The 18,946-nt window shown below is 60.2% G+C and carries 18 protein-coding genes, 1 tRNA gene and 1 pseudogene; 8 read left to right on the top strand and 12 right to left on the bottom strand.

Annotated features, from left to right (window positions below):
* Positions 1-34 precede the first annotated feature (34 nt).
* The gene (locus tag OB03_RS02630) at positions 35-1,822 is read right to left on the bottom strand and encodes an acyl-CoA dehydrogenase (protein WP_461343151.1); all 1,788 of its coding nucleotides are present in this window, start codon (positions 1,820-1,822) and stop codon (positions 35-37) included.
* A gap of 136 nt (positions 1,823-1,958) precedes the next feature.
* Here OB03_RS02630 and OB03_RS02635 point away from each other — a divergent pair, with 136 nt between their 5' ends.
* Complete coding sequence (locus OB03_RS02635; RefSeq protein ID WP_461343152.1) at positions 1,959-2,894, top strand: L-threonylcarbamoyladenylate synthase; 936 nt, start codon at positions 1,959-1,961, stop codon at positions 2,892-2,894.
* On the opposite strand, the gene OB03_RS02640 is transcribed toward OB03_RS02635, so the two are convergent.
* The 4 genes from OB03_RS02640 to OB03_RS02655 form a co-directional block, all read right to left on the bottom strand.
* Positions 2,891-3,910 carry a patatin-like phospholipase family protein gene (locus tag OB03_RS02640; protein ID WP_242913567.1) on the bottom strand — a complete coding sequence of 340 codons (1,020 nt, stop codon included), beginning with the start codon at positions 3,908-3,910 and terminating at the stop codon, positions 2,891-2,893. The genes OB03_RS02635 and OB03_RS02640 overlap by 4 nt on opposite strands.
* Before the next feature lie 29 nt (positions 3,911-3,939).
* Positions 3,940-4,737 (bottom strand): 3-hydroxybutyrate dehydrogenase, encoded by a 798-nt coding sequence (locus OB03_RS02645; protein WP_242913566.1) that lies wholly within the window; start codon positions 4,735-4,737, stop codon positions 3,940-3,942.
* A gap of 63 nt (positions 4,738-4,800) precedes the next feature.
* Complete coding sequence (gene yaaA / locus OB03_RS02650) at positions 4,801-5,574, bottom strand: peroxide stress protein YaaA (RefSeq protein ID WP_461343160.1); 774 nt, start codon at positions 5,572-5,574, stop codon at positions 4,801-4,803.
* A 100-nt stretch (positions 5,575-5,674) separates the two neighbouring features.
* Positions 5,675-7,078, bottom strand: coding sequence for an FAD-binding oxidoreductase (locus OB03_RS02655; RefSeq protein WP_461343153.1), 1,404 nt, complete (start codon positions 7,076-7,078; stop codon positions 5,675-5,677).
* A 78-nt stretch (positions 7,079-7,156) separates the two neighbouring features.
* On the opposite strand from OB03_RS02655, the gene OB03_RS02660 reads away from it, so the two are divergent.
* From OB03_RS02660 to OB03_RS02670, 3 genes are all read left to right on the top strand, one after another.
* The gene (locus OB03_RS02660) at positions 7,157-7,570 is read left to right on the top strand and encodes an NUDIX hydrolase (protein WP_461343154.1); all 414 of its coding nucleotides are present in this window, start codon (positions 7,157-7,159) and stop codon (positions 7,568-7,570) included.
* A 78-nt stretch (positions 7,571-7,648) separates the two neighbouring features.
* Entirely contained in the window at positions 7,649-8,653 is a 1,005-nt protein-coding gene (locus tag OB03_RS02665) for an SPFH domain-containing protein (protein WP_242913563.1), read from the top strand.
* Positions 8,654-8,658: 5 nt separating this feature from the next.
* Positions 8,659-9,117 carry an NfeD family protein gene (locus OB03_RS02670; RefSeq protein ID WP_242913562.1) on the top strand — a complete coding sequence of 153 codons (459 nt, stop codon included), beginning with the start codon at positions 8,659-8,661 and terminating at the stop codon, positions 9,115-9,117.
* A gap of 25 nt (positions 9,118-9,142) precedes the next feature.
* Here OB03_RS02670 and rnhA read toward each other — a convergent pair whose 3' ends face one another.
* Positions 9,143-9,592, bottom strand: coding sequence for a ribonuclease HI (gene rnhA, locus OB03_RS02675; RefSeq protein WP_461343155.1), 450 nt, complete (start codon positions 9,590-9,592; stop codon positions 9,143-9,145).
* Between the two features lie 112 nt (positions 9,593-9,704).
* On the opposite strand from rnhA, the gene OB03_RS02680 reads away from it, so the two are divergent.
* The 3 genes and pseudogenes from OB03_RS02680 (at position 9,705) to tatC (ending at position 11,298) form a co-directional block, all read left to right on the top strand.
* Positions 9,705-9,908 (top strand): twin-arginine translocase TatA/TatE family subunit, encoded by a 204-nt coding sequence (locus OB03_RS02680; protein ID WP_242913560.1) that lies wholly within the window; start codon positions 9,705-9,707, stop codon positions 9,906-9,908.
* Positions 9,909-9,931: 23 nt separating this feature from the next.
* Positions 9,932-10,160, top strand: a pseudogene (tatB, locus tag OB03_RS02685) (Sec-independent protein translocase protein TatB); the annotation flags it as partial.
* 253 nt (positions 10,161-10,413) lie between these two features.
* Positions 10,414-11,298 (top strand): twin-arginine translocase subunit TatC, encoded by an 885-nt coding sequence (gene tatC / locus OB03_RS02690; RefSeq protein WP_242913559.1) that lies wholly within the window; start codon positions 10,414-10,416, stop codon positions 11,296-11,298.
* Positions 11,299-11,347: 49 nt separating this feature from the next.
* Here tatC and OB03_RS02695 read toward each other — a convergent pair whose 3' ends face one another.
* Positions 11,348-12,322, bottom strand: a complete 975-nt coding sequence (locus OB03_RS02695; RefSeq protein ID WP_461343156.1) for a hypothetical protein — start codon at positions 12,320-12,322, stop codon at positions 11,348-11,350.
* Positions 12,319-13,545 carry a glycosyltransferase family 2 protein gene (locus OB03_RS02700; RefSeq protein ID WP_461343157.1) on the bottom strand — a complete coding sequence of 409 codons (1,227 nt, stop codon included), beginning with the start codon at positions 13,543-13,545 and terminating at the stop codon, positions 12,319-12,321. Before OB03_RS02700 ends, OB03_RS02695 begins: the two co-directional genes overlap by 4 nt.
* Between OB03_RS02700 and OB03_RS02705 the strand changes: the two genes are divergently transcribed.
* Positions 13,496-14,743, top strand: a complete 1,248-nt coding sequence (locus OB03_RS02705; protein WP_461343158.1) for a serine hydrolase domain-containing protein — start codon at positions 13,496-13,498, stop codon at positions 14,741-14,743. The genes OB03_RS02700 and OB03_RS02705 overlap by 50 nt on opposite strands.
* Positions 14,744-14,806: 63 nt before the next feature.
* On the opposite strand, the gene glnA is transcribed toward OB03_RS02705, so the two are convergent.
* The 4 genes from glnA to OB03_RS02725 all read right to left on the bottom strand — a co-directional run bounded on the left by glnA (position 14,807) and on the right by OB03_RS02725 (position 18,565).
* Positions 14,807-16,216 carry a type I glutamate--ammonia ligase gene (gene glnA, locus OB03_RS02710; RefSeq protein ID WP_242913555.1) on the bottom strand — a complete coding sequence of 470 codons (1,410 nt, stop codon included), beginning with the start codon at positions 16,214-16,216 and terminating at the stop codon, positions 14,807-14,809.
* A 64-nt stretch (positions 16,217-16,280) separates the two neighbouring features.
* Complete coding sequence (locus tag OB03_RS02715; protein ID WP_242913554.1) at positions 16,281-16,619, bottom strand: P-II family nitrogen regulator; 339 nt, start codon at positions 16,617-16,619, stop codon at positions 16,281-16,283.
* 221 nt (positions 16,620-16,840) lie between these two features.
* Positions 16,841-16,925 (bottom strand) — tRNA-Leu (locus OB03_RS02720).
* A gap of 116 nt (positions 16,926-17,041) precedes the next feature.
* Positions 17,042-18,565, bottom strand: coding sequence for an amino acid permease (locus OB03_RS02725; protein WP_242913553.1), 1,524 nt, complete (start codon positions 18,563-18,565; stop codon positions 17,042-17,044).
* Positions 18,566-18,946: the final 381 nt, after the last annotated feature.

Below are 18,946 nucleotides of genomic sequence, written 5' to 3' on the forward strand. Positions count from 1 at the left end.
GGGCGTTCCTTCTTAGGAAGCGCGTCTTGGCTGATTAGCCAGCCAGAGCTTCAACCGTCAGTTTGTTCAGCAGCTCGCCGCCTTGGCCGACGCCAGCCAGACGGCTGGAGACGTGACCCAGAACGTTGGCAGCGTAGACGTCGTAGAGGTCCAGCTTGCCTTGCAGCCATGCCGCATCGCCGTCATTGGCGTCCAGCTTGGCCTTGGCTGCCAGAGCGCCCTTGGCCAGCATCCAGCCGCCGACAACGTCGCCCAGCAGCTTCAGATAGGCATCGGCACCCGCCAGTACGTCGGCAGCGCGAGCCTTGTCCTGCTTGGCATCCAGCAGCCATAGGGTGGCATCTTCGACCGACTCGATAGCGTTCGCGAAACGCTCGACCGGCTTGCCCGAGTAGATCGACGACAGCTGGTGCAGAGTCGTCTTCATTTCTTCGATCAGGCGCTTGGCCGATTCACCGTTGTCCATCGACAGCTTGCGGCCAACGAGGTCCATGGCCTGAATGCCGTTGGTACCTTCGTAGATGGGGGTGATGCGGGCGTCGCGATAGTATTGTGCCGCGCCGGTTTCCTCGATGAAGCCCATGCCGCCGTGGACCTGGACGCCCAGCGAAGCGACTTCACAGCCGACGTCGGTCGACCATGCTTTGGCGATCGGGGTGAACAGGTCTTCGCGACCCTTCCAGATTTTGCGCTCTTCTTCGGTCGCAGCGTGGCGAGCCAGATCGGCAGCAACGCCCGTCGACAGGCAGATGGCGCGGGCAGCCGAGGTCTTGGCTTTCATGGTGACCAGCATGCGGCGCACGTCGGGAAGGTCGAACAGCGGTGCGTTACGCTCACCGGTCCAGACGCTGGTGCCCTGACGGCGTTCCAGAGCGTAGGCGAGAGCGTGTTGGTATGCGCGCTCGGCAATGCCGACGCCTTCAACGCCAACGGCCAGACGGGCAGCGTTCATCATGACGAACATGTGGGCGAGGCCCTCGTTCGGACGGCCAACCAGCTCGGCGACAGCGTTGTCATACTGCATGACGCAGGTCGGGCTGCCGTGGATGCCCAGCTTGTGCTCCAGACCGACCGGCGCGAAGCTGTTGCGCTCGGTGGTGACGTTGCCGTCTGCGTCGAGGTGGAATTTCGAGGCGAGGAAGAGCGAGATGCCCTTCGGACCTGCAGGCGCACCCGGCAAGCGGGCCAGAACGAGGTGGACGATGTTGTCCGTTGCGTCGTGATCACCCCAGGTGATGAAGATCTTCTGGCCGTTCAGCAGATATTTGCCGTCTTCGGTCGGGGTCGCGGTGGCAACCAGTGCGCCGAGGTCCGAACCTGCGCTCGGCTCGGTCAGAACCATCGCGCCGGTCCATTCGCCCGAAACCAGCTTGGGCAAATAGGTATGCTTCTGGAAGTCGGTGCCGACAGCTTCAAGGGCTTCGATAGCCGCCAGCGACAGCATCGGGCACAGGCCGAACGCCATGTTGGCCGAGTGCACGGTCTCGTACGACGCCAGTTCCAGCGCCTTAGGAAGCGCCTGACCACCGGCTTCGGTCGATGCCGACAGCGAGGTCCAGCCACCGGCTGCGAACTGACGATAGGCGTCGGCGAAGCCCGGCGATGCAGTGACGTTGCCGTCCACGATGGTGGCCGGATTCAGGTCGCCCACGCGGTTCAGCGGAGCCAGCACTTCTTCGGAGAATTGTGCGGCAGCCTCCAGCACAGCAGCAGAGACGTCGGCGTCATAGTCGGGGAATGCCCCCGTGGCCGCCACATCGCTAATGCCCGCAACGGCTTCCAAGGCGAAGGCAATGTCTCGAACCGGAGCGCGATAAGTCATCGTAATTCCTCTAATCTGATGCGGGGATGTGTCGAACTTCCTCGACCTTTGCGCAAGTCCGGTTGGACTTTAGTCGAGATTTTGCCCAGCGCGGTGTAAGTGTGCACAAGTGCCGCCGCGTAAAGAAAGTCTGTTTATGATAGTGACTCCGCAGAAAGATGCAGTTGCCACAGCCGCTGACGCTTTGCGAGCGGGCAAACTGGTAATTTTGCCGACAGAGACTGTGTATGGGCTGGGCGCGGACGCATCGAACCCCGAGGCTGTGGCGGCCATTTTTGAAGCCAAGGGTCGTCCCCGTTTCAATCCTCTGATCGCGCATGTGGCGAACAGTGCCGCCGCCGAGAAGGTGGCCATTTTTGATGATCGCTCGCGCGCCTTGGCCGAGGCATTTTGGCCCGGACCGCTGACGATCGTGGCACCGATCAAGAATCGGTTCGCGGTGTGTGATCTTGCGCGAGCGGGTCTGGACAGTGTGGCCATCCGCGTTCCGGGGCATGCAAAGGCGCGCGAAGTTATCGCAGCATTCGGCGGTGCGGTCGTTGCTCCGTCTGCAAATCGTTCAGGGCGCCCCAGCCCGACAACCTATGCCGATGCGGTTGAAGAGACGGGATTAGCGACCGGTGCGGCTATCGACGGTGGTCCGTGCGCCGTGGGCGTAGAGAGCACGGTGGTGTCGGTGCTGGGCGGGCAGGTTGCCTTGCTACGTCCGGGGTCGGTCACGCGTCGCGAGTTGGAAGAGATCGTCGGCCCCTTGGCCGAGCGAGCGGAGGAGGGGCATCGATCTCCCGGCCGCATGGCGCTTCACTATGCACCCGACGCCCCCGTCAGGATCAATGTCGAGCAGCCAGCCGAAGGCGAACTTCTATTGGGCTTTGGCGAGGGCGTGGGTGATCCCCGTTGGAGTCTTAGTCCCACCGGAAACCTTCGGGAAGCGGCGGCCAACCTGTTCCGCCTGCTGCGCGAAGCGGACCGGACCCATCCCAAGGGTATCGCCGTAACACCTGTTCCAAATGACGGGCTGGGCGAGGCGATCAATGACCGCCTCAAGCGTGCTGCAGGGTTTGTGGGCTAAAGAAACTCAGCCTGAAGATCTATTGTCGTCGACTTGCCCACGCGAGCAAAGCAGCCTTCAAGCCACTGATTAGCCGCCTCGCGACCCTTGTCTTTCAGGGTTGTGAGGAAGCGCCATTCGGTATCCAGCTTGGAAGCCAGCGACAAATCGCCCAGCCACTGGTCTGCCGGAATGGCGTGCAGCCTGATCTCGCCCCAGCCTTCCCCGCGTTGAAGGCGGCCTTCTTCGATCAGTCGCTGGACGAAGGCGATGGAGCGCAGCTCTGCCACCAATGGGGCGTTGAACAGAATTTCGTTCAGACGATCCATGATCTCTGCCGACTGCTGTGGCGTGTCGTCCCGTCGGAACGGGTTCAAAGGTAGAAGCAGAATGTCGTGAGGCTGCTTGTCTTCGAACAGGGGATAAAGCGCCGGATTAGCCAGATAGCCGCCATCCCAATAGTCCTCCCCATCAATGCGGACGGCTTGAAACATATGAGGCAGGCAGGCGCTCGCCATCAGTACTTCGGGCGAGATTTCCTTGGTTTCGAAGATGCGAGATTTGCCGCTCTGCACCGCCGTGGCTGAAATGTGCATTTGGACAGATGAAGCTCTGACCGCCGCGAAATCGACCGCTGACTCGACCACACGCTTCAGCGGGTTGAGGTTGAACGGGTTGAAAGCATAGGGGCTCATGGACATGGCCAGCGTCTGTCCAGCCTGCCACAGCGGATTATCGGAGACCCATTGTTTGGTCAGGCTCTGTAGCCACTGACCGCTAGAGCCGAAGACGTTGCGACCTCCGGACTGGTTGACCTCGTGCCACAGGTGATCCAGCGCGATCCGCGCCCCTTCATTGCCACCCTTTTCCAGACCCGTCACAAGCGCGGCGGCATTCATGGCCCCCGCAGAGGCGGCTGTCACAGCTGTCACCTCTATGCGGTCGTCTTCGAACAGACGGTCAAGGACGCCCCATTGGAAGGCACCGTGCGATCCGCCCCCTTGCAGGGCCAGACAAACAGGTTTGCGTTTCGCCATTGGGGCCTCCTGACCAGAAGGCCATGAGCTTATTGCGCGGTCCAGCCGCCGTCGACCGAATACGAACTGCCGTTCGCCGAAGCGCCCAGTTCGGACACGAGGTAGAGGAAAATGCCGGCCAACTGCTCGGTGGTGACGAACTTCTTGGTCGGTTGAGAGCCGAGGATGACGTTCTTCATCACGTCCTCTTCGCTCATGCCTCGCGTGCGGGCCTGCTCCGCGATCTGGGCCTGAACCAGCGGGGTTTCCACAAAGCCGGGGCAGATGGCGTTGCAGGTGATGTTCTGCTGGGCCAGTTCCAATGCGACGGTCTTGGTAAAGCCGATCACGCCGTGTTTGGCTGCGACGTAAGCCGATTTGAACGGGCTGGCGACCAGACCGTGGGCAGAGGCCACGTTGATGATCCGGCCGCGACCCTGTTCCTGCATGATCGGAACGGCCGCCTTGGTGGCATAGAATGCCGACGACAGGTTGATCGAAATAATGCGTTCCCACGCATCGTTCGGGAATTTCTCGACGGCCTCGACATGCTGGATGCCGGCATTATTCACGAGGATATCCAAGCGGCCTAATTCACGCTTGGCGAAGTCGACCATGTCCGCGATCTGGTCCGGCTGCGTCATGTCTGCCGGATGGTAGAGGACAGTCACGCCCGTCCTGGCGGCCAGTTCGGCGCGGGTCTTCTCGATGGCGTCGGCGTCGCCCAGTCCGTTCAGGACGACGTTCGCGCCGCATTCAGCGGCAGCAGAGGCAAGGGCCAGACCGATGCCGGAGGTAGAGCCGGTGATGACGGCAACTTGGCCCTTGAGATCGTTCATGGCGAGCATGCGAGGAATCCACCCTGATATTATGATTTGGGTTCAACCTAACGCCGGCTCGCCTTCAACGCATCAGGAATTTCCTTCTCTGATGAATATCCAGTCGGATTCCGTCGAAATATCCGGCATGAAGCGGTAGCCTTCCTGATCAAACCCCTTCAAATCCTCAGCTTTTTCAACGCGGTTCAGGATGGCGTAACGCGCCATCGCACCACGCGCTTTTTTGGCATGGAAGGAAATGATCCGGTCTTCCCCGTCCTTACGCTCTTTAAAATGCGGAGTGACGACCTGAAGTTTCAATGCGCGCGCATCAACGGCACCGAAATATTCCTGGCTGGCCAGGTTCACGAGCGTCTGATCAGGTTGGCCTGCAGCGTCCTCATTGAGACGCAGGGAGATACGCTCACCCCAGAAGTCATAAAGATTATTGCCGCGCGGGGTCTTCAGACGGGTACCCATCTCGAGGCGATAGGGTTGCATACCGTCCAGCGGACGCAGCAGGCCATAGAAGCCCGATATAATGCGCAGGTGATCCTGCGCCCACAGCAGGTCGTCCTTGGTCATCTCGCGAGCCTTCAGGCCCTCGTACACGTCGCCGGCGAAGGCGAACACCGCCTGCACGTCGGCATCGGTGACTTCATTGTTGAAGGACTGGAAGCGCTGCCAGTTCAAATCGGCCAAGGTCTCGGAGATGGACATCAAGCGCCGCAGATCAGCGCGCGTCAGCTTGCGGGTGACCTTCTCCAACTCTGCCGTTTCTTTCGCGCACCGGCGCGGGGTCATAGGCAGGTCGATGGCAGCAGGCGTGAAGTCCAGCTTTTTGGCTGGAGAGACAACGATTAGCAAAACAGGCGCTCCTTGGTCGGCGCTCACATAGGACCTAATCGCGCGAAATCAAACCTCGGCGAGGCTACGCGCGTATTAAGGTCATAGGTCGGGGTGGACCCTAGAAGAGGATTTCCGGATTCATGATCCGTTGGGGGTCGATGGCCCGGCGAATGGAAGCCATCAGGTCGATTTCTACGGGGTTCTTGTACCGTTTGACTTCGTCCGTCTTTAGGCGGCCCAGCCCGTGTTCTGCCGAAATCGAGCCGTCATAACGGGCAACGATGTCGTGCACCACAGTGGAGCCCTCCTTCCAGCGACCGATGAAGGCCGGGATATCCTCGCCGACGCCGGGAATAATATCGTAGTGCAGATTGCCGTCGCCGATATGTCCGAAGCACGACACGCGACAGCCCGGATGGAAGGCCTCGATCGCTGCTGTCGCTTCTTCGATAAAGTCGGCGATGCGGCTGATCGGTACGGAAACGTCGTGCTTCCACCCGCCACCCTCGGGCTTGAGCGCGGCAGAGTGCTCTTCACGCAGACGCCAGAACTGGGCCCGCTGGGCATCGTTCTGGGCGATAGAGGCGTCGGTGATCAGGCCTTCCTCGAAGGCGACCTCCAGTAGACGCTCCATCTGCGCTTCGGCCCCGCCGGGGGTGCCGTTTGTAATCTCGATCAGCACGTACCACGGCGGCGTGCTTTCCAGCGGCTCGCGCGTGTGAGGAATATTCTTGAGCACCAGTTCCATGCCGAGACGCTTCATCATCTCGAAGGCTTCGACGCCGCCGCCTGTCTCGTCCTTGGCGCGTGCGAGAAGCTCGATCGAAGCTGCGGCACTTTCCAGACCCACGAACGCCACGCAGCGCGATCGCATGATCGGGAACAGTTTCAGCGTGGCCGCCGTAATGACGCCTAGCGTACCTTCGCCACCGATCATCAGTTGCTTGAGATCGTAGCCGGTATTGTCTTTGCGCAGTCGCTTCAGGCCGTCGAAGACCTCGCCGCTGGGCAGAACGGCTTCGATGCCCAACACCAGATCGCGCATCATGCCATAGCGCAGCACCTGCGTTCCGCCTGCATTGGTCGAGATAACCCCGCCAATCGTCGCTGAACCTTCAGCGGCCAAAGACAGAGGGAAGAAGCGACCATTAGCCTTGGCAATTTCTTGTGCTTCCAACAGGGTAACGCCGGCTTCAACCGTCATCGCGTCGTCCAGAGGCGTCACATCGCGCACCTCGCGCAACTTGCGCGTCGACAGCAGCACCTGCCCGTAAGGGATTTGCCCGCCAACCAGTCCGGTACCGCCGCCTTGGGTCACAATCGCTGTGCCATGCCTTGCGCAAATCTCGACTGCACGCTTGACCTCTTCGGTGGTGCGCGGTTGCAGCACGATAGGAGCGTGTCCGGTCCAGCGCCCGCGCCATTCGGTCAGCCACGGGGCCATCTGCACCGTGTCATCAATGAAGGCGTCCGGCAGTGCGGATTTCAATTCAGCGAGGGCTTCAGGCGTCGGGAGAGTCATGTTTGCCCTTTTGACAAATGCGTCGCGGTGGTGGAAGCGCAAACCTATGCTGTCGAACCCTCAAACTGCGAAATATTCATGACGCCAGTGCCCGGCGTCGGTGTCGTCTGTCTGAAGGGCGACCAAGTTTTGCTCATCCGCCGTGGCAATCCGCCGCGAATGGGGGAGTGGAGCCTACCTGGCGGTCGAATCGAAGCAGGCGAGCGCGCCATTGATGCAGCCCTGAGAGAGCTTGGCGAAGAAACGGCCGTGACGGCGCGCATAGGCGGGCTATTGGATGTGGTAGACGGCCTGTTTCTCGGATCGGGCCGACATTATGTGCTGATCGACTATTGGGCGGAATGGATTTCCGGCGAGCCGGTAGCGGGGGATGACGCCGCCGAAGCACGGTTCTTCGGGATCGAAGAAGCTCTGCGAATGGTCGATTGGGATGAGACACGGCGCATCATCCGCATGGCCGTCGCTACCTATTCTAACAAAATCGTAGAGTGACAATTGGCCCGGCTGTGTCAGAAATGGGGCACAAGCGCGATGTAGTTAATGTTGCGCGAGCCTGTTCGGAGGAATTTGATGGGCCTCTTTTTCGTAATCCCCTTCGTGGTCTTCGCGCTGGTGCTCTTGTTCAGCGTGGTGAAGATTGTGCCGCAAGGGCGCGAGTTCACGGTTGAGCGCTTTGGCCGCTACACCAAGACTCTGACGCCGGGCATTCACCTGCTGACACCGTTCATCGAGCGCATTGGCCATCGCATGAATATGATGGAGCAGGTCCTCGACGTTCCGACGCAAGAAGTCATCACCAAGGACAACGCCATGGTGAAGGTCGACGGCATCGTCTTCATTCAGGTGACGAATGCCTCGGCTGCGGCATACCGCGTTGATAATCTGCCTTATGCTATCTCCCAGCTCTGCATGACCAACCTGCGTACGGTGGTTGGCTCGATGGAACTGGACGAGGTTCTGAGTCAGCGCGACAGCATCAACACCCGTCTGCTGCACGTCATTGATTCCGCGACTGAACCGTGGGGCGTTAAAGTCGCCCGTATCGAGATCAAGGACCTGACCCCTCCGGTCGATATCACCAATGCCATGGCCCGCCAGATGAAGGCCGAGCGCGAGCGTCGTGCGGTCATCACCGAGGCGGACGGCGAGAAGCAAGCCGCCATCGCCCGCGCCGAAGGTGCCAAGCAGTCGGCCATTCTGCAGGCCGAAGGCCGCAAGGAAGCCGCCTTCCGCGACGCAGAAGCCCGCGAGCGTGAAGCGGAGGCCGAAGCCCGCGCAACCAGCATGGTTTCGGATGCAATCGCCGACGGCAACGTCAACGCCATCAACTACTTCGTCGCGCAGAAATACGTCGAGGCCTTCGCCGAACTGGCCCGCAGCCCGCAACAGAAGACCGTTATCGTGCCCAGCGAAATGTCGGCTCTGGTCGGCACCATCGCCGGCGTGGGCGAATTGGTCGGTCTGGCGCGCAGCGGCGACGAGCCGGGTCCGGCACGCGCACGTGCGCGTCAGGCCCAGAATACCACTTCGTCGCGCGGTAATCCGCCGCGCACATCCGTTCCGCCTTCGGAGTGATCGCTATGGAATGGCTGACAGGTCTGTATGCTTCCCAACCGTTCTGGCTATGGCTGGGCGTCGGTGTAGCCTTGCTGGGCATCGAGGCCATGTTCTCCACCGAGTGGCTTTTATGGCCTGCAGTTGCGGCGGGTATCACCGCACTGCTGTCAGCCATTCTTCCCGAACTGGGTCTGTGGGTTGAGCTCGGTGTCTTTGCCGCGCTGACGGTGCTTTTGACGCTGCTGTCGAAGCGTTTCGTCAAAAAGGTCAATCCGGACGACTCGCCCGATATAAACGACGTGAACCTGCGACTGGTGGGGCAACGCGCGCGCGTTGTAGAGCCCTTCCACAACGGTTCGGGCCGCGTGTTTATCTCGGGGGCCGAATGGGCGGCCGAGATCGAAGGGGGCAACCCGCTCGTCGGCGAAAACGTCGTCGTCGAGCAGGTACTGGGCGGACGCCTTCGCGTGCGTGCCAACTAAATACCCTATGAGTGGAGGAGGGGCCTTAGCGGCCCCTCGCTTCATCTACGCCGCGATTTGCCAGCGAATCAGCGCGCTCATTCAGTTCATGGCCAGCGTGACCCTTCACCCAATGCCACTTCACCTCGTGGCGGTTGCGCGCTTCATCCAGCCGGCGCCACAGGTCTTCGTTCTTCACCGGCTTCTTGTCTGCAGTTTTCCAGCCGCGTGCTTTCCAGCCGCGCATCCACTCGGTGACACCCTGCATCACGTATTTGCTGTCCGTGTGCAAATCCACGCGGCACGGGCGTTTCAAGGCTTCTAGCGCCTGAATGGCGGCCATCATTTCCATGCGGTTGTTGGTGGTGTTTAGCTCACCGCCCCACAGCTCTTTTTCGTGGCCGCGCGTTTGCAGGATTGCTCCCCAGCCGCCGGGGCCGGGGTTGCCTTTACAGGCTCCGTCCGTGTGGACGATGACGTGATCTGGGAGACTCATTTAACCTTGCCTACAGCGTCACTTGGCGCACTGCCATCTCTGCGCCTATATGAGCGATAACAATCTGTGTTCGGGCGCGCGACACTCGCGGCCCACCGAGGAGGATTTTTCGATGGGCTCTTTCAGCATTTGGCACTGGGCAATCGTTATTGTTGTCGTCGCCGTTCTGTTCGGCGGTCGCGGTAAGCTGTCGAGCGTGATGGGCGATGCCGCCAAGGGCATCCGCGCTTTCAAGGACGGCTTGAAAGACGACGACAAGACCAAGAACGAGCCGGTTGGCACCATTACCCGCACCGAAGACAAAGAAACCCACTAATCTGCTCTGAAAGACGCTGAAGTATGGGTGGTCTAGGCCCCGGTATCGGCGGTTTCGAAATCCTTGTGATCGGAATCGTGGCCCTGCTTGTCGTGGGGCCAAAGGATCTGCCGCTGTTGATGCGTCGGGTGGGTCAGTTCGTGGGCAAGGCTCGGGCCATGGCCAACGAGTTTCGTGCCAGCTTCGACGAAATGGCGCGCCAGTCCGAGTTGGACGACCTTCGCAAAGAGGTTCAGGCGCTGCGTACCGGTTCAGGTATGTATGCTCTGGGGGCCGACGCCGAGAACGCCTTCAAGGATATCCGTAAGGAACTGGAGGGCGCGCCAGAGACCGGGAAGGCTGATGGCGACGCGGACCAAGTGCCTGTGTCGGAAGCCGCTCCAGTGGACCCCGTGATCGTGCCGACCGGCGTCGACGAATGGCCTGATCTGGACGCGCAGGCGGCTCAGGTCGAGCAAGCCCAGCTCGAGCAGACCCAAGCAGACGCGTTCAAGAAGGACGCTCTATGACGCATATTGATCGAGACGAGGCCGAGATCGAGGCCTCGCGTGCGCCATTGATGGACCACCTCGTCGAATTGCGCTCACGCTTGCTCAAATGCGTGGTCGCGTTCGGTCTGGCCTTCATCCTGTGCTTCTACTTCTCCAGCCAGATTTATCTGTTTCTGGTGAAGCCATATGTCGCGGCTTATGCGTTTTTCCAGTCGGCGGGCGGTGGTCATCCACACGCTTCCCCGATTGATCTGATCCTGGGTACGGCTGGTGCTATCCCGCTGCCGCACGTAGATGCGGAGGAAGTGCGGCTGATCTATACGGCCCCGCTGGAAATCCTTTTCACCAAGATGAAGCTGGCGGCTCTGGGGGCTGTGTTTGGGGCCTTCCCGGTGATTGCCTATCAACTTTATCGTTTCGTTGCGCCGGGCCTGTACAAGAACGAACGCGGGGCCTTCCTGCCATTCCTCGTGGCGGCACCTGTTCTGTTCGTCGTTGGTGCGGCGCTGGTCTATTACGTGATGCTGCCGTTCGTGATGTGGTTCTCGTTGAGCCAGGGTATTGTCGGCGAAGGCGTCTCTGCAGAACTCCTGCCCAAGGTTTCCGACTATCTCAGCCTCGTGATGGCGCTGGTGCTGGCGTTTGGCTTCTGCTTCCAGCTGCCCGTCGTCATGACGCTGATTGGCATGGCAGGCCTGATCAGCAGCGAGCTGATGGCCAAGGGCCGCCGCTACGCCATTGTGGCTGTGGTTGTCGTTGCTGCGGTGGTTACGCCGCCGGACCCCATCAGTCAGCTGATGCTGGCGATCCCGATGGTGCTTCTCTACGAAGTCTCCATCTGGTGTGTGCGCATTATCGAGATGCGCCGCCGTAAAGCGGATTTGGCCGAAGCGGCTTAAAAGAAAAGGCCGGCCCCTTCAGGAGCCGGCCTTTTTGTTTGACTGAGCCTTAGAATGCTCGGGTCAGCCCGACATTGAACTGCGTGTAGTCGTAGGTGTACCCGCTGGCGATAGGGGTGTTGGAATAGGTCACGCCTGCATTGACGGCCCATTCGCGCACAGGCGGGCTAACGACCTGCGCGGTGACAAAGCGGGCCTCGTTCCAGTCGTCTCCGCTGGCCTTCTGGCCGCCATAGCCGCCTGCCACGAGGTAGCGCCAGCCACCGTAGTAACGGCGCATCTGCACCACCGGCATGACCTCGACGTAGTCCTCAGGTGAGAAATAGTCGAACTCGCCCGGATGGCTGCTGTGGAAATAGCGGGCGCGTAGTTGTACCGAGACGCCCCATTCCGGCTTCAGCACGTGCACATAGGTTGCCCGCAAATGGGTACGAACATTCTCGCCGGCAAAGTCCTGCAGACCGGCGACCAGCGTCACATTGTTGCGGTCGTTGATCGGCAGGTCGAGCGCGCCACCAATGAAGGTATAGTAGATGCCGTCATCGACGCCTTGCGGGGTCTCGAGAACTTCGCGCTCGATGAAATACTCCTGACGGAAGCGGGCATTGTTGTTGACCGAGGCCGAGCCGAGTAGGGCGTCGCCATCGGTCCCGGCGTTGAACTTCCACGTCCAGTCGCCGGTAGTATCCGCGCTGCGCAGATAGACCCGTTGAGCCTCGCGCGAGGACTGCCCGATGGGGCTGAACCTGGCCGTCTCAACCCGCAGGCCCAAATATTCGTCAGGGCCCTTCCACTTCCAGTCCAGATTGGCACCGAGTTTCAGCACTTCGGTGCCATCGGCATCGGTCGAATAGAAGATGTCAGCACCCACGGCGTGTGAAGGCGAAAACCCCTCGGCGGATCTGTCGCGATGCTGCTCGCGAGCAATCTCCTGCGCCGTCTCAACCGTTTGTGCTGATGCATGCGACGACAACGCGACGGCGGACACCGTCACCAGCAGGCTGAAGATCGAGTGACGGTTCATTTGGTATCCCACTTTTTGGCCATGCCGATGCTCTCGGCGACATAACCCCAAACGCAGACCGGTTGCATCAGAAGGCTGTAGGCGAGCGAATAGAAAAGGAAGCCACCGAAGTTCTGGCGAACCTTGAGGCCTTCGCGGCGGAACATTTTGCGCTGGATACGGAAGATGAACATGTTCCACAGCGCAGCCAAAGGCAGGACTGCCAGCGTCAGCGGGCCAGCGATCCAGAAGAAGCCGAACAGTGCCAGCACCAGACCCGGAATGAAGATGAAGGTGTAAACCAGATCCAGCGGCAGGAAGAACAGATTCCACCAGATAAACAGAGTGGTCAGGCGGCGTTTGAATAACAGCGAGGGGTGGGCTTTGAACGCCTCGATCAGGCCGCGGGACCAACGCTTACGCTGAAGCGAGAACTGTTTGATACGGGGGGAAACGTTGGTGAACGCCAGAGCGTCCTCGGCGTAGCCAATGCGGTGGCCCTTTTCGAGCAGAGCCCAGGACAGCACGATGTCTTCACCCACGCACTCCGGCCAACCGCCGACTTCCATCAGGGCGTCCTTGCGGTACAGCGAGAAGGCACCTTGGGCGACAAGCGTGCCGTGATACATCGACTGCATGCGTTTCACTGCGGCGATGCCGTGGAAATAGTCCCATTCCTGCGCGCGCGTCAGGAAGTTCTCGCGCGAGTTGCGAACCATGACGGCACCGGCAACAGCCTTTGTGTTGGCCGGGTCGGCATAGAGACGCTCGACAATCTGGGTCACGCCGTCGGTACGCACCCACGAGTCGCCGTCAATCGTTGCGACCAGATCATGCTCTGCCAGCTGCAAGCCGCGGTTCAGTACAGCGGCTTTGCCTGCGTTTACGGGGTAATCAATGACGCGGAAGTCAAAGTTGGCGGGCAGGGCGAGGGATTCCAGCGTGCGTTGGGCAATGGCGACGGTCTCGTCGGTCGAGCCATCGTTCAGGACCAGTACCTGCATCGGTCCCTGATAGTCCTGTCGCGCCAGACTGGTCAGGGTGTCGTTGATCGCGGCGGCCTCATTGTACGCCGCAACCAGAATGGTGATACCCGGATACTGGAGCAGGGGCCGCCGCTCGGGCCTGCGGTCGAAGCTCAGGGACGAGATCATGAAGGCATTCATGAAGCCCGGCACATAGGCGATAAACCCGATGGCGATGATCGCAAACGGCCAGACGCTGGGCCAGTACTTCTGGGGCAATGCCTCGTTACCCTTTGAGCAACCGGTGGACAGCCGCACGCTGTTCCATATGGGGTCCAATGGCAAACTGGTGACTGCCGTAGCGGCTATGCAGTTGCTGAGAGCGAGCGGTCATTCGGTGGAGACACCGGTCGGGGACTTGCTTCCCAATCTACCCCCGATCATCGCCCAGATACCGATAGATCGCCTGATGAGCCACACTTCCGGTCTGCCTGACTACAGTCAAACGCTTACAGACTGGGACCGCCCGCAGCCGCGTGATGCCGTCGAGAAGGCTATCGCGGACGCACCAAGGGCGTTCAATGTTGGGGAGGCCTGGTCCTATTGCAACTCCAACTACGTGGTACTCGCGTGGTTGATTGAACACCTGTCAGGACAGCCTTACGCGGACTACCTCGCGAGCAGGGTATTTGGGCCTGCCGGAACGCCCACAGCGCACGCTGATTCCGCTGCAGTCCCTATCCGACATCGTGCCGAGCCTTACGAGATTTCGGCCGATGGTGTGATCACCCACGCGGTGCGTATGGAGGACGGAGTGTCCCGCGCGGGCGACGGCGGTATTCTGATGTCTGCGGGTGATGTCGCACCGTGGCGTCAGGCGCTGACTTCCAACCGTCTTCTACCTGCCGAAGACATGGCGCGCATAAACGCGGTGACCCGATTGAAGACGGGACGCTGCGTTCCTTATGGCTTCGGGACATTCTCTGAGGTTCGCAACGGTCGTCAGATACTTCATCACAGCGGTGGTGTCCCCGGCTTCATGAGCTTCTGGCGGACCTGGCCTGATACGGGTCTGTCGATCTGGGCCGTCTCCAACTCTATTGGACCTTCCAGCCGCAGGCCGAACCTGACGAAGATGATCTATACGATGGCCGAAGGACTGGAGCCGGGGCGCATCCAACCTGCAACCAATCTGGGTGATGGGACCGATGAGCGTTCACAGACATTGTTGAGAGTGATGACGCGGGGTGAAGGCGTGCCGGTTGGGGAGGGGATCCTTGCACCTGAACAGACCGCACTCGGTCGTGCATCTATTCCTCGCGCATCCAAGGACGCTACCATTCAACCGCTTGAATCCTGGCTCGTAGGAGATGGTCCGGCAGAGGGCGAGATTGTTCGCTATCGCGTCACAGACGCCGGGCGCCAATGGGAACTGGCCATCGGCTGGACCCCGGACAACAGGATCTACTGGACCTAAAGCCCGTAAAAAGCCCCGGCCAGCTGGGCTGACCGGGGCTTTGCTACAATCGCGGTTTAGCGATTAGCAGCTGTAGTACATGTCGAACTCGACCGGGTGCGGGTGCAGTTGCAGACGGGCGACTTCTTCTTCCTTCAGCGTGATGTAGGCGTCGATGAAGTCATCATCCATCACGCCGCCCTTCTTGAGGAAGGCGCGGTCGGCGTTGAGGGCGTCCAGTGCTTCACGCAGCGAACCGGCGACTTCCGGGATCGAGCCGCGCTCTTCCGGCGGCAGGTCGTACAGGTTCTTATCGGCGGCTGCGCCCGGATCGATGCGGTTTTCGATACCGTCGAGGCCAGCCATCAGCAGGGCTACGAAGGTCAGGTACGGGTTGCCCATCGGGTCCGGGAAACGGGCTTCGATGCGCTTGGCCTTCGGCGAGGAGACGTGCGGGATACGGATCGAGGCCGAACGGTTGCGTGCCGAGTAGGCCAGCTTGACCGGAGCTTCGTAACCGGGAACCAGACGCTTGTACGAGTTGGTGGTCGAGTTGGCGAAGGCGTTGATGGCCTTGGCGTGCTTGATGATGCCACCGATGTACCACAGGCACTCTTGCGACAGACCAGCGTACTTGTCGCCAGCGAACTGCGGCTTGCCGTCTTTCCAGATCGACATGTGCACGTGCATGCCCGAGCCGTTGTCGCCGAACATCGGCTTGGCCATGAAGGTGGCCGACTTGCCGTAGGCGTGGGCCACGTTGTGGATCACATACTTATACAGCTGCAGACGGTCAGCCATGGTCAGCAGGTCGCTGAACTTCAGGCCCAGTTCGTGCTGAGCCGGGGCCACTTCGTGGTGGTGCTTTTCGGGATCAAGGCCCAGGTCGCGCATGACCGCGAGCATTTCGCCGCGCAGGTCCTGACCCGAGTCGACCGGGTTTACCGGGAAGTAGCCGCCCTTGGTCGCCGGACGGTGACCCATGTTGCCTTCGGCGTATTCGGCACCGGTGTTGGCTGGCAGTTCCGAGGAGTCGAAGCTGTAACGGGTGTCGTGCGGAGCGGTGTTCCAGCGAACGTCGTCGAAGACGAAGAACTCGGCTTCAGGACCGAAGTAGACGGTGTCGCCCACGCCAGCCGACTGGACAAAGGCGAGAGCCTTCTTGGCCATCGAGCGGCTGTCACGGTTGTACGGCTCGGCGGTGTCCGGATTCAGAACGTCGCAGAACAGGAACATCGTCGGCTGTTGGTAGAACGGGTCAACATAGGCGGTCGACAGGTCCGGCATCAGCAGCATGTCCGACTCGTTGATGGCCTTCCAGCCAGCAATCGACGAACCATCGAACATCGTGCCTTCGGTGAGGAAGTCCTCATCGACCTGGCTGATGTCGAACGTGACGTGCTGCAACCGACCCTTGGTGTCGGTGAAGCGCAGGTCGACGTACTCGATTCCCTTGTCCTTGATCTCTTGCAGGATCTTTTGTGCGGCGCTCATTTCTCGAGGTCCTGTAAATGGGAGGAAACAAAAGCGGCCGCCCCAAAGGGACGGCCGTGTTTAGTCAGATAGCTTGCGAGCCAGTTTCTCCGGTTCGGATGCGAATGACGTCTTCGATTGTGCTGACAAAGATTTTGCCGTCGCCAATCTTTCCAGTCCGCGCAGCGTTCTGGATGGTTTCGACAACCGCCGGAGCGAGGTCGTCGGCGACAACGATCTCGATTTTGATCTTCGGCAGAAAGTCGATGACGTACTCAGCGCCGCGATAAAGTTCAGAATGTCCTTTCTGACGGCCATATCCCTTGGCTTCCAGAACGGTCATCCCCTGCACCCCAATGTCTTGCAGGGCATCTTTGACTTCATCCAGCTTGAACGGCTTGATGATGGCTTCGATCTTCTTCATGGCGTTTCCGAGCCGGGTCCCCTGATGGCCCGACGCTCGACGTCCAAAACACATTGCATCGCGTCATAACGCAAGCCCTTTTCCGGCCATTGTTATGATCAGTGATCGGAAATGTCGTTTATCGGATAGATTTGCAACGATACGCGCAGATGAAGGCACCTCGACAACGTCCGCACGGCAAGATCGTGCAGAGAACAGTGTGCGTTGCAATGTCGGGAAGGTGGTGCGGATGAGAGGAATCGAACCTCCACGCCTCTCGGCGCTGGAACCTAAATCCAGTGCGTCTACCAGTTCCGCCACATCCGCATTAGGTCGCTGTCGCGTTTAAACAGTGTTGCCGACAGGCGCAAGCCACTATGGCGGCTATGCCAATGAAAAAGCCCCGGATTTCTCCGGGGCTTTCCAGTCTTCTAATCCGGGGATTAGTGCGCTTCGTCGGTATCAACGATGCCGCGACCCACATGGCTCTTACGGTAGCCATAGAGGAAGTACACGACCAGACCGATAGCCGCCCAGATCGGCAGGACCAGCTTGGACTCGGTCGGCAGGTTGAAGAACAGGCCCAGCGTGCCCAGAACCGCCAGCGGTGCGGTGACCCACACGATAGGCGTCTTGAACGGACGATGGCGGTCCGGCTGCTTGATGCGCAGGATCATCACCGAGATGGCCACCATGAAGAACGCGAACAAGGTGCCCGAGTTCGAGATGTCAGCCAGCTTGCCGACCGGCAGGAAGGCCGCAAAGAAGGCCACAGCAACACCGGTGATCATGGTCACGATGTGCGGCGTCTTCCACTTGGGGTGGATCTTGGCCAGGAACTCCGGCAGCAGACCGTCACGCGCCATCACGAAGAAGATGCGGGTCTGACCGAACAGCATGATCAGGATAACCGACGGCAGAGCCAGGAAGGCCGCGACGCCGATCATGTCGCCAACGCGCTTGTGGCCCAGTTCCCGAAGGACGTGAGCAAGAGCTTCCTTCGAGCAAACCAGCGGTTCCGAACCCGCAGCAGCCAGCGTCAGGCACTGTTGAGCCATAGCGGTCGAACCAGCGTGCAGGATTTCACCGTTCGGGCCGGTTACCGGCTGAGCGCTGCTCGGGTCGAGTGCGCCGATGGCACCAGCGGCGACCAGAAGGTAGAAGATGGTGCAGATCACGAGCGAGCCGATCAGGCCGATCGGAACGTTCTTTTGCGGGTCCTTGGTTTCTTCGGCCGCAGTCGAAACGGCGTCGAATCCCACGTAGGCGAAGAAGATCGAAGCCGCAGCGCCGACAACGCCCAGACCAGCGTGGTCACCCACACCGAACCAGCCGTTCGGGGTGAAGGGCTGGAAGTTCGCGCCCTTGATGACCGGAACCGTCAGGATGATGAAGACCGTCAGAGCCGTCACCTTGATGGCCACCAGAATGGCGTTCACGCGGGCGCTTTCGGTCGTGCCGATCATCAGCAGCCCGGTGATCAGCAGAGCGATCAAAGCTGCCGGAAGGTTCACGATGCCGCCAGCGTACGGTCCGGCTGTGAGCGATAGCGGTAATGTCACACCCCAACTGCTTAGCAGCCCCGTGAAATACCCCGACCAGCCCACAGACACTGCCGACGCAGCGACGGTGTATTCAAGGATAAGTGCCCAACCGACCGTCCAGGCTAGCAGTTCGCCCATCACGGCATAGGTGTAGGTGTAGGCAGAGCCCGACACCGGAACCATGGACGCGATTTCCGAATAGCAAAGCGCCGCTACGGCACAGACCGCGGCGGCGATAATGAAGCTCCACATCATGCCCGGACCGGCCTTCTGAGCAGCCTCAGAGGTCAGAACGAAAATGCCCGTACCGATAATTGCACCGACGCCGAGCAGGGTTAGCTGGACAGCACCCAGCGAGCGCGTAAGCGCTTTCTTTTCTGCGGATGCCAAAATTGCATCCAGCGGTTTGATCCGCCAAGACATGAATGTCCCCTCACGTATTATGTGCCGACGCATGTCGACCCTCGCGAGGACGCTAGACAGGGTTTTTTGTTCACGCAACGCGATTGACGAAATCTGGACGATTTTGCGACAATTTTGTCCAAGGTTTCGGGCGCGCTACTAGGACCGTATGTTACCGATCCATGCCGTCCTCGAATCAATTGTCCACTCGCTAGACGAACATTCGACCCTTGTGCTCGCCGCTCCCCCGGGAGCGGGCAAGACGACGGTTGTGCCGCTGAGCCTGCTTGATCGGACATGGGCAGGCGACGGCAAAATCTTGCTGCTGGAACCGCGACGTCTGGCGGCGCGCGCGGCCGCTGAACGCATGGCCCAGACACTGGGCCAAAAGGCTGGCGAGAC

It is taken from the genome of Brevundimonas sp. GN22, from assembly GCF_054824005.1.